Source organism: Mesorhizobium sp. WSM4828 (assembly GCF_055811175.1).
Genome location: NZ_JBVVQK010000062.1, coordinates 1 through 15,109, shown reverse-complemented (window position 1 = coordinate 15,109; position 15,109 = coordinate 1). Strand labels below are relative to the sequence as shown.

Below are 15,109 nucleotides of genomic sequence, written 5' to 3'. Positions count from 1 at the left end.
GCCGATCCGCACGTGAATCTGCTCGGTTTCGGGAAGCGAAGCGTTGCGCTCGCCAAGCCCGCGCTGCAGCGACGCCGGAGCACGCAGCAGCGACGGCCAGTTGGACATCAAGCTAAAGCAGCCGCACCCGGCTGCCGAAAACCTGTTCGGTGCTGCTTGGTCGGCCTGCTACATGGGAGCGCTCGAGGTCGCCTCCTCCCAGAGAAACATCAAGCTTCCGGCGGGTACCGCAGTCGATGCCGAGATCGATCTGAACTCAGATGCCGGCTCCTACTTCCTGCGGGCTCGCCTCAATGTCAGCGTACCGGGCGTCGACCCTGCGGTTGCGCGCGAGCTGCTCGCTGCAGCGCACAGCATTTGCCCATATTCCAAGGCGACGCACGGCAACATCAGCGTTGCGACCAACCTCATTTGAACGGGATCGGTTGGGTCTACCCGCCTGAATGGAGAGACCCAACTCCCATCGTGTAGAACCCGTAGGCGCTATCCGCTTCACGCTCTCACACTGGCAAGGCGCTCTCGAACGAGGATCGAACCAGGATTCGGTGCCAAAGCGCAAATTCGATCGTTCTGCTCCTGAGCGAGTGAAACACACGAATTTCGCTGGGAAATCGCTCTAGACTTCATGGAATACGTTGTGGCACATACGCGGGCTCAGGCGCCATCTAGGAGTCGCGGAGTCTCGCAAACACCGCGAATGGACCTAGTGGTCGCACGCGGGTGTGGTGGAATTGGCAGACGCGCTGGATTCAAAATCCAGTTCCGAAAGGAGTGTCGGTTTGAGCCCGATCACCCCCACCACTTGTTACATCAATGGCATTCGGCAGTTAGGGCGTTTGAATCCACTCCGGCTCGCCGGGACCGACGAGGCAGCGAAATACGAATTCAGCCTGCGGTCCATCCGCCGTCAACCATCAGGGATGTTCCAGTCACCATCGCCGAGGCATCGGAGGCGAGATACACCACAGCGCCCATCAGATCCTCGACACGTGCCAAGCGGCCGAGTCTGATCTTGGCAAGCACGGCTTGCGCAAACCTGGGGTCGTGCAGAAACGGTCGCGTCATGGGGGTTTCAATGAACGTGGGTGCGATGGTGTTGACACGGATGCCCCTCGGACCGAGTTCCATGGCCATCGCCTTCGTCAGACCCTCGACCCCATGTTTTGAGGCACAATAAAGTGTCCGGTCAGGCGCGCCGACATGACCCATCTGTGACGATATGAAAATGACCGATCCGCGGATCCCGTCGCCGGCCATACGCATCGTAACGGTCTGACTGACGAAGAACGAGGCCTTCAGATTGAGATCGAGTACCGCGTGGTAGTCGTCCTCCGTCACCTCGGCGATCGGTTTGGGCCGGTTGGTGCCGGCATTGCTGACAAGAATGTGGAAGGCAGGCTGGGCCGCCAGGATTTCGCGCACCCCGGCGACGTCGGTCACGTCAAGGGTCAGTGGAGCGGCCCGGTCGCCGCGCGCCCTGATAGCTGTCGCAACGTCCTCGATCTCCTTGGTGCTGCGGGCCGCAAGAACGACTTCGGCACCTGCCTCCGCAAGAGCGGAAGCCAGTGCTGCCCCAATGCCCCGCCCGGCGCCAGTCACCAGCGCCCGCCGTCCGTCGAGACGGAATGACGGTGTTGCCGGCAAGCGTATGGGGGCGGCGTCAACCATCATTCGGCGGCTTGCGCGTAAGGCACGTTTCTGCCGCCGTAGCGCCGCACGCGGATGTTGGCCTGCTCGGCATGGCCGAAGAAACCTTCAAGCACACACAGTCGCGAGCAGTATTCGCCGATCATGGCCGAGGCTTCATCGGTCAGGACGCGCTGGTAGGTGCATGTCTTCATGAATTTGCCGACCCACAAGCCGCCGGTGAAACGGGCGTTGCCGAGAGTCGGCAAAGTGTGGTTGGTGCCGATGACCTTGTCGCCATAGGCAACATTGGTCCGCGGTCCGAGGAAGAGCGCCCCATAGTTCGTCATGTTGGCGAGGAAGTACTCGGGATCGCGGGTCATCACCTGGACGTGTTCGGACGCAATCCGGTCGGCTTCCGCCACCATCTCCACTTCGGTGTCGCAGACGATGACCTGACCGTAGTCGGCCCAGGCCTGGCGGGCGATCGTCGCGGTTGGGAGGACTTCGAGGAGCCGCTCGACCTCGGTGACAGTGTCTTGTGCCAGACGTTCGGAACTGGTGAGCAGGATCGCCGGCGAATTGGAGCCGTGCTCGGCCTGACCAAGAAGGTCCGTGGCACAGAGCTCCGCATCAACCGTCTCATCGGCAATTACCAATGTCTCTGTTGGCCCGGCGAGCAAATCGATGCCCACGCGTCCGAACAGTTGACGCTTTGCTTCGGCCACATACGCATTGCCCGGCCCGACCAGGAAGTCGACCGGACTAATCGTGTCTGTGCCGATCGCCATCGCGCCGATCGCCTGAATGCCACCGATCACGTAAATTTCGTCGGCTCCGGCAAGGGCCATTGCAGCGATCACTGCAGGTGCGGGTTTGCCATGGAAGGGCGGGGTCATTGCCACGACGCGCTTCACGCCCGCGACCTTCGCTGTGATGACACTCATATGGGCAGAAGCCACCAGCGGGTACTTGCCGCCGGGCACATAGCAGCCGACCGAACTCATCGGAATGTTCTTGTGTCCCAGTACTACACCAGGAAGGGTCTCGACCTCGACGTCACGAAGCGCATCTTTCTGGATCTGCGCGAAGCGCCGGATCTGAGCCTGTGCGAAACGGATGTCATCGAGGTCGCGTGGTGCCACGGCGGCGATGCATTCGTCGATCTCAGCCTGCGACAAGCGGAAACTCTCGGGTGCCCATTTGTCGAACGTTTCTGAGTAGTGGCGTACGGCGTCGTCGCCGCGTTGCTCGATGGCCGCCAGCACGGATTCTACCGCCGCCTTGACGGAGGCATGGTCATTGACTTTCTGAACCGATGAACGGCCTTCCTTCAGGACACGGATCATTGCAGCACCTCGTTTCAGAAGCCGACGGAGCGAAGATAGGCGAGACTGGCCCGCGCATCGTCCGCGGGATTGAGCGAAATAGTCGGATCAATATCCTGTTCCACTGTCGCGGCCCCGTCATAACCGGTTTCACGCAATGCGGTTGCCAGTCCGGCCCAGTCGACAACGCCCTTGCCCAGCGGGCAGAAAATCTTCTGCTCGATCGCGGTGAGAAACGGAATGTGATCTGCAAGTACGCGTTTGTGGACAACCGGATCGATGTCCTTGAAGTGGAAGTAGCGTACGCGACGCGCATGCCGGCGGTAAAAGGCGACAGGATCGATGCCCGCATATGCCATGTGGCCGGTATCTATGCAGATACCGACCCTGCTCGGGTCCAGCCTGTCCAGGACGGTCTCGATTTCGTCCTCGAATTCGATGTAGCAGCCGGCATGCTGGTGAATGACAGGCATGACCCCGTGTGCGAGCGCGAGGTCGGCGATGCTATCGATCAGCCCGACAAGATGGTCGAGGCGCTGCGCACCGATTGGCTGAGCGAGGTCACGTCGCCCGGCCGTATTCATCCGTTCTGGCGAGATGTGGTCGATAGTGACAAGGTACTTTCCGCCGGCCGCCGCAAGCAGTCGCACCGTGCGCTCTGCAACGTCGAGTACTGATTCAGCCTTCTCCGGGCTATGCAGATCCTGAAACACGAATCCCGCCATCACCGTAAGGCCGCGGCGATCAAACTCAGGCCGCAGAACCGCAGGATCTGTCGGATAGTAGCCGTATGGACCAAGTTCGGTGTAACCGTAGCCGGCCGCGCAGATCTCATCCATCACGCGCCGCCATGCCGGGTTTTTTGGATCATCGGCGTAGTCGACTCCCCAGGACACGGGGGCATTGGCAAGTTTCACGAGCATACTGGATATCCCTTGGGCTATGCATCCTGTGTCGACCCGATCTCAGCGGAGCGGGCCCATAAATCATGGTTTGCATAGCAATGCAATCCTTTCGCTTGCCGACGGAGTTCCTTGGATGCGCTCGCTCCCGAGCGAGTTCGGATCATACTTTACCTTGTGGGTATCGCTAAGACGGATAAGCGCAATGAAAACAATGCGTTGCGTTGAGGTGGGTTGGCCCCTGGTGGTCCGCGCCTCGACTCGGCGATTAAGGCATCAGGCCAGAGCGCTGGCGATTGGCTCTATGCATTCAGCCATGCAGGAGCGCAATGGGGTACTTTATTCCGAAAAGGCGCACCCAAAAGCCTCAGATATTCAGCGATTAAATCCAGCAGGGAAGACGTCTGTGACCAAATATCGTTTATTTACAATGCGCTGGTAGGAAAACCACAGCTGCTAAGCATAGCAATGCAAGATTCTTGTTGCATTGCTATGCAAATTGGCGTTTGGTGGTGGCAGCCCGTCCGTGGCGGGTGGTTTTCATGACCAGGGAGGAAGCCATGCTAAAGAATCTTATGAGAAAGCTTGCACTCGGCTTAGGCGTGCTGTCGCTGTCGGGATCTACCTCGTTCGCCGGAGACCTTGGGAACGTCTATGTCGGCGTCGGGAGCGCGTCCAGCGAGTACTGGGCAGCATTTATAGAGGGAGCAAAGGCAGTCGCCGGATCGAGGGGCAAGGACGTTAATGTTATCGTCAGCGACTTCAACGGGCAGAAACTGCTGGAGCAGTTCGGGGCCGTGTTCGCGACCGGCTGCGAGGGGTGCGCGATCGCCGTCGACCCCGCGTCCAACGCCTTCACAAAAGCGATTGTAGAGCGGGCGCGAGACGCCGGCGCCAAGATCGTCAATCTCTGGAATCGCCCCGACGAGATCCATCCGTGGGATACGGCGCCGGACGCCTGGGTCGCCAACATCTCGTTCGACGGCGTCGATTCCGGCTATCGGAACGGCATGGAACTGTGCAAGGCGCTCAACGGGAAGGGCAACATCGCTGCCCTTCAGGGCATACCGGACAATCCGCCGGCCAAGCAGCGGCTCGCCGGGCTCGAAAAGGCGGTGGCCGAATGCCCGGGGCTGAAACTCCTCGATGTCCAGGTCGGAAACTGGGATCAGACCCAGGGCCAAAGCATCACGCGAGCCTGGCTTACCAAATACGGGAGCGACCTCAAGGGTATCTTCTCTGCCAATGACGGCATGGCTCTCGGCGCAGTAGCGGCGCTACGGGAACAGGGCCTTGCCGGCAAGGTTCTCGTCACCGGTTCCGACGGATCAAGCGATGTCATGCAGCTTATCAAGTCGGGTGAGATGCTCTCGACGATGTACATAGATGGCTATGTCCAAGGCGCAACGGCCACAGCACTGGCCGTTGGCGCGATCACCGGCGACATCGACCTTGCCAAACTGAAAGAAGAGCAACGCGATTTCTACCTGTCCCAAACCCTGGTCAACAAAGACAATGTCGAATCGATCCTCAACGGCAAGCACGTTGCAGCCGACTACAGCTACGACAAGGTGAAGGCCAATTTCTGGGCGGCCTCGGTCGGCCAGATCCCCGCCGGTGCCAACAAGTAAGCTGGAACTGGTCGGTCATGACACTCACGCAAAACGCGGCCATCGAAGCCTCCCCGCACAAAGATGCGGGGAGGCTGGCGGGCCAGCCAAAGGTCGCATCGAGGCTTCGATTTCCGCTCAAGGAACTTGGCCCGGTCGCCACACTTGCAGTTCTCGTCCTGGTCTTCTCGCTGGCAAGTGCGCAGTTTCTATCAGCCAGCAACCTGAAGGTCGTTCTTGAATCGAGCGCGATCCCGGTTGTCCTCGTCGTGGGCCTCTCCTTCATCCTGATCCAGGGTTCCATCGACCTGTCGATCGAAGGCGTAATGGCAGCATCGAGCATGCTGGTCTCGTTGCTCATCGCCAACTCTGTGACAGGTTTCGATCTGGGCTGGTGGGCCATTGTGGCGGGCGCCTGTCTTGGCTCAGCGTTTGGCTTGGTCAATGGTCTCGTCTACACATTTCTGCGGCTGCCGTCCCTGATCGTCACACTCGCAACCTGGTTTGTCGGGCTGGGTATCGCCACCTTGCTCTTTCCGGGTAGGCAGCCGCAAATTCTTGATGAACGGCTGACGCGTCTGGCACTGGACAAGAGCCTTGGCGTTTCCGCCCTGGTTTTTCTGGCGCTCGCGGTTGCAGTATTTGGCTGGTTTCTCCAGACCTATACCCAGTTCGGGCGAATGTCCTACGCCATCGGCCGCGACGAGAAGGCCACGAGGCAGTCGGGACAGCACGTCCGCTTTCACAAGATCCTGGCCTTCGTGCTTATGGGGCTCATGTCAGGCGTTGGCGGCGTCATGATCTCCGCGCAGCTCGCAGTCGGCAATCCCGCAGCCGGTGAAGGCTTCCTGTTCCCGGCAGTCAGTGCCGCCGTGATTGGTGGAACGCTTCTCAGTGGCGGCACGGGCGGCGTACTCCACTCAATCATCGGGGTGTTAATTCTCGAGGTTCTGCGCAACGGCATGATCCAGCTTGGGGTCGACCCCTATCTGCGCCATGTGGCTGAGGGCCTCACCATCGTCGCGGCCCTGGTGGTCGGCAACTGGAGCCTTCGTGGCCGGCTGAGGATCGTCAAATGACCCCGGTTCTCGCTGCAACAAACATTGGCAAGACCTATCCGGGCGTGCGTGCCTTGCACGATGTGAGCGTAGAGCTGCGCGAGAACGAGGTTCTTGGTCTCATTGGCCAGAATGGGTCCGGCAAGTCGACCCTTCTGAAGATCCTTTCAGGCATGGAGCAGCCGACCACCGGGAAGATCCGCCTGCGCGGCGTTGATACGGTGGTCCGGTCGCCACTGGCTGCTGCAAGCATGGGGATCGGGCTGGTCCATCAGGAGCAGTCGCTTATCCCCAATCTCACGGTTGCCGAGAATATCTTTTTCGACAAGCCCTCATCGCACCGCCGCTTCGGCATCTACAACTGGAGAGGTCTCAACCGGGAGGCCGCCAGACAGCTCGCAAAGCTTGAGTCAGATATTCCTCCTGACATCAAGGTCGACACGCTGAGCTTTCCCGACCGGCAGATGGTCGAGTTCGCCAAGGTGCTTGCTATCGAGGAACTAATAGATCAGCCGCTTGTCATCCTGTTTGACGAACCAACGTCGCTGCTCAGTCCATCGGAGGTCGACGATCTGTTTCGCCAGATCAGGCGGCTGCGGACGCGCGCGTCGGTCGTTTTTGTCTCGCACCGGATGGAAGAGGTCCTGGAAATCTCCGACCGCGTTCACGTCATGGTCAATGGCGAAAACGTTGCGGAAAGAACGCAGGACACCACGAGCCACGAGGAACTTTACCATCTGATGGTCGGCTCCCGACGCTCCGACGACTACTACCAGGAATGCGGTCGCGGGCCAGTCGAGGCGGTCGAGCCGAGGCTGGTGGTCAGCGGCCTGACGGCGCCAGGCAGGTTTCGCGACGTATCCCTCTCGGTCAGGTCAGGCGAGATCGTGGCCGTCACCGGTGTGGCAGGCTCGGGTGCCGAAACCTTCTGTCGTGCCATCTTCGGCGCCGAGGACGGCGTGGTTGGCAGCGTCAAGGTCGCTGGTCAAGAACTGGGTCTATCCGCAATGCCCGATGCAGCGATTCGCGCCGGAATTGGGTATGTCCCTGCCGAGCGGAAACTCGAGGGTGTCATAGTCGGACGCACCGTCCTGGAGAACATCGTTCTCACCTTTGGCCCCCAGATGGGACGGATCGGCCTGATCAACCGGAAAAAGGAAACGGCGCAAGCGCTTTCCTGGATCAACAGGCTCAAGGTCAAGACGCCTTCACCCGTCGAATATGTCGAGCGGTTGAGCGGGGGCAACCAGCAGAAGGTTTCTCTCGCCAAATGGCTGATGTCGGATCGTCTCCAGGTGCTCATCCTCGACCACCCGACGCGTGGCCTTGATCCTGGCGCCAAGGCCGATCTCTTCGGGGTCATGAGGGAACTCGCCCGCCAGGGGTTGGCGATTGTCTTCGTCTCGGAAACTCTCGAGGAGACGCTGGGTATGGCGGACACCGTGATCGTCATGCGTGATGGCGAAGTGTCGGCCAAATTTGAAGACCTTTGCCTGCACAAGCCAAGACCCGAACAAATTGTCGAGGCAATGGTATGAGTGGAGACAGCCCAGAAATTCGCGCTGGCCAGATTGGCGAACAGAACGCATCCATCAGGCGAATTGAAATTGCCCGCAAGCTCAGATCAATCGCTGTTCCGGCGATCGCGCTTGCCGGACTGTTCTCCACCATCGCGTGGGTCCAGCCCAAACTCCTGTCGCTGCGGGCACTTGCCGGACTTACAACAGACGCCGCGCCGCTGCTCATGCTGGTCATGGGCAGTGCTGTCGTCATCCTGCTCGGCGGTATCGACCTGTCTGTCGCCACCATGGCTTCGTTTGCAGCGGTCTCCTTCGTCATACTCAATCCGACCCTGGGGGAATTCGCTTTTGTCGCGGTGCTCGGGCTTGCCGGCCTCGTCGGCGCGCTACAGGGTTATGTTCACCACCGGGCCCAGATTCCGTCGTTTGTCGTAAGCTTCGGATCGCTGGGGATGCTCTACGGGATCACCCACTTCATCTCGAACGCTACGGCTGCCCCATTGTCGCAACCATCGGCCATCATCTCGTTCTTCGGCAGCCGCACGGCCGGATTGCCGAGCGGGGTGATTGTTGTACTCATTTCGGCCGCCATCCTCAGCGCGCTGTTCCGGTTTACCCGTCTCGGCCGCGAGATCTTTGCAGTCGGTGCTTCAGAACGAGCGGCCCTCCTGTCGGGCGTCAAAACCCTGCGCGTAAAGGTGCTGGCTTTCGCTATTTCAGCGATCTGTGCATCTGTCGCCGGCCTGCTCCTGCTCGGGCAGACCGGATACAGCTCGCCTGCAATGGCGAACAACTACCTCCTTCCGGCGGTCGTCGGGGTGGTGGTTGGTGGCACTGCCATTTCGGGAGGCATAGGGGGTATTGGCTGCGCCCTGGTTGGTGGACTCATCGCCGGACTGGTGCGCATCGGCACTGTCATCGTCGGGCTTAATCCCGCCTACCAGAACATCGTTTTCGGCGTGGTCATAGTCATTGCAGTCGCCATAACGATCGATCGCGAGAAGATTGGCATCATCAAGTAAAGCGTCGGAAAGAAGGGGAACACATGCCAGGACGTAAGCGGCTGCAACTGGCACTTTTCGGCGCGGGACGGATGGGCTCGATTCACGCCGCCAACATTGCCACGCATCCTCGTGCGGTGCTCGCCGCAATCGTTGATCCGAATAGCGAAGGCGCCCGCGCCCTCGCGGAAACATTTCAGTCGCGCGTGCGCTCGGCAACCGACGTGTTCGACGATCCTGCCGTCGACGCTATCGTCATTGCCAGCGCCGCCTCTACGCACCCCGAACTGATTGACCAGGCGTTAGCTCGCGGCAAGGCCGTCTTCTGCGAGAAGCCACTGGCGCGTGATCTCGAAACCGTTCGTTCGCTGGTTGCCGCGGTCGAGGCGGCCGGCACGCCGTTCCTGCTGGCGTTCAACCGACGCTTCGACCCGGGCTTCGCGTCGCTGGCCTCGCGAATGCGCGAGGGCAAGGCAGGAGCTCCGGAACTGGTGCTGCTCACCAGCCGCGATCCTGGTCCGCCGCCGATCGACTACATCGTGGCTTCAGGCGGCATCCTTCGCGAAACCACCATTCATGACATTGACATGGCGCGATGGCTGACCGGCGAGGAACCGGATAGTGTCTATGCCGTCGGTGCGGCGCGCACGGATCCGCGGATCGCCGCGGCCGGACATGTCGACACCGTCATGGTTACCCTGACGATGCCTTCGGGGACGCTCGTTTCGATCAACAATTCCTGGCGATCTGCCTATGGCTATGATCAGCGCGCCGAGATTCATGGAGCGGGCGGTATGCTCCAGCTCGGCAATATTTTGTCTACCCCGGTCACTGCCTGGAATGCCGCCGGCGGGGCATCCGACAAGCCGCAGCCCTTCTTTCTCGAACGCTACGCGGATGCCTATCGGCGGGAGCTCGACTATTTCGTAAACCGCCTGGAGGAAGGAGGCGCCATGTCGCCTGGCGCCGCAGATGGTCTGAAAGCGCTCGAGATTGCCGGGGCAGCTGAAGAGTCCATCAGGTCGGGCCGTGCTATAAGGCTATCCTGACCCATCAACTTTGCCCTGAACCCACCAACTTTGCCTGGCAAGCGCCGCGCCGAACCATCCAGGAGAGGCGAGGGCCGTCATGCCTCCACCTCCTGCCACTGCCGCGTTGCAGCCGCTTTCACGGTCGCTTCTATGACCGCGTTGATATGAGCCGCTTCGGCAAAACTCGGCGACGCTGAAGTGTCGTTCTTCTGGATTGCCTCAATAAGACGTCGGGCTGTGATCACGAATGCTTCGCCATAGCCCAGACCTTGCCCTTGCGCATACCAGAATGGCTCCGCTTCGGGATGGATGCCGCCGATCATGATGCGACGGAAGCCGCTTCGGTCCTTTTGCTCCGCCTCGGTATAGAGATGGATTTCATTGTTGCGCTCCCAACTGAACGACAGCGCTCCCTTGGAGCCGATCAGCGTGAAGGCGAGGTCGCTCTTGTGCCCGGTAGCGGCCCAGCATGAATGGATCGACCCCGTTGCCCCCGATTTGAATTCCACCAGTGTGGTCATCATGTCGTCGACAGTGACATTCCGCATGGCCGCGCCTTCAGCCCGCAGCGGAAAATACGTTCGCGAGGATGCAGCAACGCGGGCAATGGGACCCACCAGCGCCACCGCAATATCGGAAATGTGGGATCCGAGATCGCCGCCAGCGCCGGCGCCTGCCCGGGCGCTGTCGAACCGCCAAGCGTAGGGCAGGTCCGGGGCGTTGGCATAGTCCTGGAAGAAGTGTCCTTCGAAGTGACGCAATTCACCGAGTTCGCCGCTCTCCACCAGCTTCCTGGCAAATTGCACCGCCGGCCAGCAGCGGTAGACGAAATTCACCATGTTGACCTTGCCAGACCGACTGGCAGCCTCTGCCATCCGTTTTGCAGAGGCAGCCGAGCTGGCCAGCGGCTTTTCGCAGAAGACATGTTTTCCATTGGCAAAGGCGTCGCTCGCGATCTCCTCATGGCTGTCATTGGGCGTAATGATGACCACGACGTCTATATCGTCGGCGCGGGTAATCTGCTTCCAGTCTGTCGTTGCTTCTGCCCATCCCCACCGGCGTGCATTGTCCTCCGCAAGACGCGCATCGATGTCGGCCAGGCGAACCATCTCGATCCGCGGCATGTTCGGCCAGAGGAAGCCTTCGATGTTCCGCAGGGCCAGGCTGTGGGTCTTGGCCATATAGCCGGATCCTACAATGCCGAATCTCAAGCTTTTCACGTGGTGGTCTCCTGGAGCTGCTGTGAAGTTCATCGGATGGAGCGCCCGCCATCGACGGGAATGGCGAGGCCGGTCATGAAGCTTGCGTCGTCGCTTGCGAGGAAGGCGACGACCGAGGCCACTTCCTCGGGCCTGCCGACCCGGCCGATAGGATGTTTCGACACAACCGCCTGGGTCGCCGCATCTGGATCTTGCGCCGCTCCCAGCCAGGACGTCACCATGCGCGTGCCGATGGCCGCCGGACAGACGGCGTTCACGCGGATCCTGTCACGCGCCAGGTCAAGTGCCAGCGACGCCGTCAGCGTGGTTATCCCGCTCTTCGATGCGCTGTACGCGATCATGTTCTCGGTACCGCGGATGCCGGTGATCGAACCGACATTGACGATGGCGCCACCACCTGCGGCTCTCAACCGGGGAACCGCTGCGCGGCAACCAAGGAAAACGCTCGTCAGATTGGTATCGATCATCTCATGCCAGAGTTCGAGACTCGTCTCCTCGACGCCTCCGCTTGCGCGTGCCCCTGCGTTGTTCACCAGAACGTCCAGATGGCCGAACCGCTCGACTACTGTGTGGATGGCCTGCTCCCACGCATCGGATGATGTGACGTCGAGGTAGACCGAAAAAGCCCCGTCCACATCCACCGATGATGGGTCACGCCTGTGCGCGGCGGCCACCTGGCCGCCTTCACGCTGGATCCTGCGTATTGTCTCCAGCCCGATGCCCGTCGATGCACCGGTGACCATCACGACCTTGCCGTCGAAGCGTTTCACGGGATCAGTTTGCATAGCATTTCAATTTTCATCTTCTCTTGCATTGTTTTTTGCCTTAGAAGCGATCATCTGGCTCCTCAGAACGACAGTACAGCCCCACTCAGAACCCAAAATGCATAGCTAGTCAAGATTCAGGAACACAGAAAAATGGCTCAGACAGTCTCACTCACCGCTGCGCAGGCGGTCGTCCGTTTCCTCAAGTCGCAATATTCAGACTATGACGGACTGCAGGAACGCCTGATTGGCGGCATGTTTGGGATCTTCGGACATGGCAACGTCGCCGGCATGGGTGAGGCGCTTGAGGAGTATGGCGACGATCTACCCTTCTACCAGGCGAAGAACGAGCAATCGATGGTTCACGCCGCCATGGGCTATGCCAAGGCAAAAAACAGGCGGGCCACTCTTGCCTGCTCCGCCTCGATCGGTCCGGGCTCAACCAACATGCTCACGGGAGCGGCGACGGCCACGATCAACCGGATTCCGGTGCTGCTGCTGCCTTCTGACATCTTCGCGCACCGCAGGCCCGGGACGGTCCTTCAGCTTCTCGAACATCCGCTTGAAGCTGATCTGTCGGTCAACGATGCATTCAGGCCACTGTCCCGGTTCTTCGACCGGATCTCGCGCCCTGAACAGCTGCTGACGGCGTTGCCGGAGGCCATGCGCATCCTTGTCGACCCGGCAAACACGGGCGCCGTCACCATTTCACTTCCGCAGGATGTCCAGGGCGAGGCGTTTTCCTGTCCGGCAGGTTTCTTCGACAGGCGCGTATGGCGTGTTCGCCGGGCAAGTCCGAATGCAGACGAGATTGCACGTGCCGCGGCTCTGATCGCGCACTCCAGCCGGCCTCTGATCATTGCCGGCGGAGGAGTCCGGTATGCCGCAGCCGAAGCCGAGCTTGTAGCCTTCTGCAACCGCTTCGGCATCCCTGTCATGGAAACCTTCGCCGGCAAGGGCGTTTCACAGGGTACATCGCTGCTTCTAGGCGGTGGCGGCACGACGGGAACAGGGGCGGCCGCGCGGGTTGGTGAAAAGGCCGATCTGGTGATTGCAATAGGCACGCGCCTCACGGATTTTACCACGGCATCCCGTTCGCATTTCAACAGCGAGACCCGCTACCTCTCACTCAACGTCAACGCACAGGATGCCTACAAGCTCGGTGCAGAGCCCGTTGTCGCTGATGCCAAACTCGCCCTTGTAGCGCTTGGCGAGGCGCTGGCGGGCAGGGGCTTTGCAACCACCCACAGCTTTCGAAACGAGGTTCGTGGCGCAGTCGATACATGGCTGGAAGACTATCGCGCATCCATCTCGCACGAGCAGGGAGCGCCTCTCAAGCAGGGAACGATCATCGCCTTGGTCAACCAGGCGGCCGTGAAGGGTGATGTGGTTATTGCCGCCGCCGGCACGCCACCAGGCGAGATCATGAAGGCCTGGGATAATTCGGCCGGTAGCGAATGCTTCATCGAATTCGGATTCTCGTGCATGGGTCATGAGATACCGGCCGGGTTGGGTGTTGCAATCGCACGGGAAAACAGGGGCACCGTGTTCGTTGTCATCGGAGACGGCACCTATCTCATGGGGCCGACCGAACTGGTGACAGCGGTACAGGAGGGGGCCCGCCTGGTCACAGTGGTCATCGAGAATTGGGGATTCCAGTGCATTAGGGCGCTTCAGCAGGCCAGCACCGGCGCAGACAACTTCGGCAACGAATTCCGCCGCCGCTCGGCCGAGGGGCGCCAGCCAGACGGCGACTATCTCGATGTTGACTACGCGGCAAACGCGCGATCGATGGGCTGCGCGGTGTTTTCCGCTTCCGATCCAGACGGCCTTGCCGAAGCGCTCGCCCAGGCCAGGAACGTCGACGGTCCCGCCGTGATCGTGGTGAAGGCCGAGAAACGGGGCGGTTCGATCGGGGCCGGCCTGTGGTGGGAGGTCGGTGTCGCTGAAGTTTCCGGCCTTGAACGGGTTCGCGAGGCGCGCAGGCGCTACGAGACAGGTCGCGCGAAGCAGAAGACACTGGTCTGACGCGAGGGAACCGATGTCCCATCCGATCGAAGTGCTGCCGGTACAGATGGAGCTTGGCGAGTGTCCGTTGTGGGACCACCGCCAGAACCGTCTCTACTGGGTGGATATCATGCGCTGCACGCTTTTCGAGCTTGACTGGCTGTCTCGTGCGATGCGCACCTGGCCGCTGCCGGCGCTGGGCGGCGGTCTGGCGCTGCTCGGCGCTGATGAAATCCTGGTCGCGGCGCAGACCGGCCTTTTCCGCTTCAGTCCTGCCACCGGGCAGTACCAATATCTTCTCCATCCTGAAGGGGGCATGCCGACAAACCGGCTGAACGAAGGTAAGGCCGATCCTGCGGGCAATTTCTGGATCGGGTCCATGTCAACGCTCGGCCGCCGGCCGGAGGGCAGCCTTTACCGCGTCTCGCCAGCCGGCGAGATCAGCCGGACGCTGTCAGGAGTTCACGTTCCCAACGCGCTGGTCTTCCTTCCCGGACACGTGGTGATTTTTACCGACAGTCATCTGAAGGTGATCTGGCGTTATCATCTCGATCCGCAGACCGGAGAGCTGGCAGGGCGGGAGATGTTTGTCGACGATACGGGACTGGAATCGATCCCCGACGGCGCCGTTGCCGACAGCGACGGCAACATCTGGAATGCCAAGTTCGGCGGCGGGCGGATCGCTGTCTACGATCCGGACGGGCGTCGTCTGCATGAACTGGCATTGCCAGCAACGCAGGTGACGTCGTGCGCATTCTGCGGGCCCGATCTCGACTACCTTGCGGTGACAACCGCCAAGCGGCTGCTTGGTGAGGAACAGAGACGCTCCCAGACCGAGGCCGGCAACCTGTTCCTCTTCAGGACTGACGCAAGGGGTCTGCAGGAACCTGTGAGTCTGATTTGAAGCGGGTCGCGGCTCCGGATGACGGCCTGCATCGGGATCGATCGTGGCAGCCGGTGCTAGACTAGTTTCCGTCCGCAAACGACAAGCGTTTGATTTTGTTAGCTGAATCGCATCTTTGCGCGAGCAAGGCCCGGCGGT

13 protein-coding genes are annotated in these 15,109 nt (G+C 60.6%); 8 read left to right on the top strand and 5 right to left on the bottom strand.

Going from position 1 to position 15,109, the window contains the following annotated elements; translation table 11 throughout:
• Nucleotides 1–43 precede the first annotated feature (43 nt).
• Nucleotides 44–415 (top strand): Ohr family peroxiredoxin, encoded by a 372-nt coding sequence (locus AC0L2X_RS31755; protein WP_473601125.1) that lies wholly within the window; start codon nt 44–46, stop codon nt 413–415.
• A 470-nt stretch (nt 416–885) separates the two neighbouring features.
• Here AC0L2X_RS31755 and AC0L2X_RS31750 read toward each other — a convergent pair whose 3' ends face one another.
• The 3 genes from AC0L2X_RS31750 to AC0L2X_RS31740 are packed head-to-tail and all read right to left on the bottom strand — an operon-like array spanning nt 886 to nt 3,877.
• Nucleotides 886–1,671 (bottom strand): SDR family NAD(P)-dependent oxidoreductase, encoded by a 786-nt coding sequence (locus AC0L2X_RS31750; RefSeq protein WP_473601124.1) that lies wholly within the window; start codon nt 1,669–1,671, stop codon nt 886–888.
• Entirely contained in the window at nt 1,668–2,975 is a 1,308-nt protein-coding gene (gene hisD, locus AC0L2X_RS31745; RefSeq protein WP_473601123.1) for a histidinol dehydrogenase, read from the bottom strand. Before hisD ends, AC0L2X_RS31750 begins: the two co-directional genes overlap by 4 nt.
• A gap of 14 nt (nt 2,976–2,989) precedes the next feature.
• The gene (locus tag AC0L2X_RS31740) at nt 2,990–3,877 is read right to left on the bottom strand and encodes a TIM barrel protein (protein WP_473601122.1); all 888 of its coding nucleotides are present in this window, start codon (nt 3,875–3,877) and stop codon (nt 2,990–2,992) included.
• 539 nt (nt 3,878–4,416) lie between these two features.
• Here AC0L2X_RS31740 and AC0L2X_RS31735 point away from each other — a divergent pair.
• Genes AC0L2X_RS31735 through iolG form a run of 5 tightly spaced genes read left to right on the top strand, consistent with a single transcriptional unit; the run spans nt 4,417 to nt 10,094 of the window.
• Nucleotides 4,417–5,487 carry a sugar ABC transporter substrate-binding protein gene (locus AC0L2X_RS31735; RefSeq protein WP_473601121.1) on the top strand — a complete coding sequence of 357 codons (1,071 nt, stop codon included), beginning with the start codon at nt 4,417–4,419 and terminating at the stop codon, nt 5,485–5,487.
• A 17-nt stretch (nt 5,488–5,504) separates the two neighbouring features.
• Entirely contained in the window at nt 5,505–6,545 is a 1,041-nt protein-coding gene (locus tag AC0L2X_RS31730) for an ABC transporter permease (protein WP_473601120.1), read from the top strand.
• Nucleotides 6,542–8,062, top strand: coding sequence for a sugar ABC transporter ATP-binding protein (locus tag AC0L2X_RS31725; RefSeq protein WP_473601119.1), 1,521 nt, complete (start codon nt 6,542–6,544; stop codon nt 8,060–8,062). Before AC0L2X_RS31730 ends, AC0L2X_RS31725 begins: the two co-directional genes overlap by 4 nt.
• A complete protein-coding gene (locus AC0L2X_RS31720) occupies nt 8,059–9,066 on the top strand; it encodes an ABC transporter permease (protein WP_473601118.1) in 1,008 nt (335 codons plus the stop codon). The genes AC0L2X_RS31725 and AC0L2X_RS31720 overlap by 4 nt, the downstream gene beginning before the upstream one ends.
• A 23-nt stretch (nt 9,067–9,089) precedes the next feature.
• Entirely contained in the window at nt 9,090–10,094 is a 1,005-nt protein-coding gene (gene iolG / locus AC0L2X_RS31715) for an inositol 2-dehydrogenase (protein ID WP_473601117.1), read from the top strand.
• A gap of 77 nt (nt 10,095–10,171) precedes the next feature.
• Here iolG and AC0L2X_RS31710 read toward each other — a convergent pair whose 3' ends face one another.
• Together AC0L2X_RS31710 and AC0L2X_RS31705 are read right to left on the bottom strand one after the other, a co-directional pair.
• Nucleotides 10,172–11,296: a Gfo/Idh/MocA family protein gene (locus AC0L2X_RS31710; protein WP_473601116.1), complete on the bottom strand. Its 1,125-nt coding sequence runs from the start codon at nt 11,294–11,296 to the stop codon at nt 10,172–10,174.
• Between the two features lie 29 nt (nt 11,297–11,325).
• Nucleotides 11,326–12,066: an SDR family NAD(P)-dependent oxidoreductase gene (locus AC0L2X_RS31705; RefSeq protein WP_473601115.1), complete on the bottom strand. Its 741-nt coding sequence runs from the start codon at nt 12,064–12,066 to the stop codon at nt 11,326–11,328.
• A gap of 147 nt (nt 12,067–12,213) precedes the next feature.
• Between AC0L2X_RS31705 and iolD the strand changes: the two genes are divergently transcribed.
• Nucleotides 12,214–14,088: a 3D-(3,5/4)-trihydroxycyclohexane-1,2-dione acylhydrolase (decyclizing) gene (gene iolD, locus AC0L2X_RS31700; RefSeq protein WP_473601114.1), complete on the top strand. Its 1,875-nt coding sequence runs from the start codon at nt 12,214–12,216 to the stop codon at nt 14,086–14,088.
• Nucleotides 14,089–14,101: 13 nt separating this feature from the next.
• Nucleotides 14,102–14,971, top strand: coding sequence for an SMP-30/gluconolactonase/LRE family protein (locus tag AC0L2X_RS31695; RefSeq protein ID WP_473601113.1), 870 nt, complete (start codon nt 14,102–14,104; stop codon nt 14,969–14,971).
• The last annotated feature ends 138 nt before the right edge of the window (nt 14,972–15,109 follow it).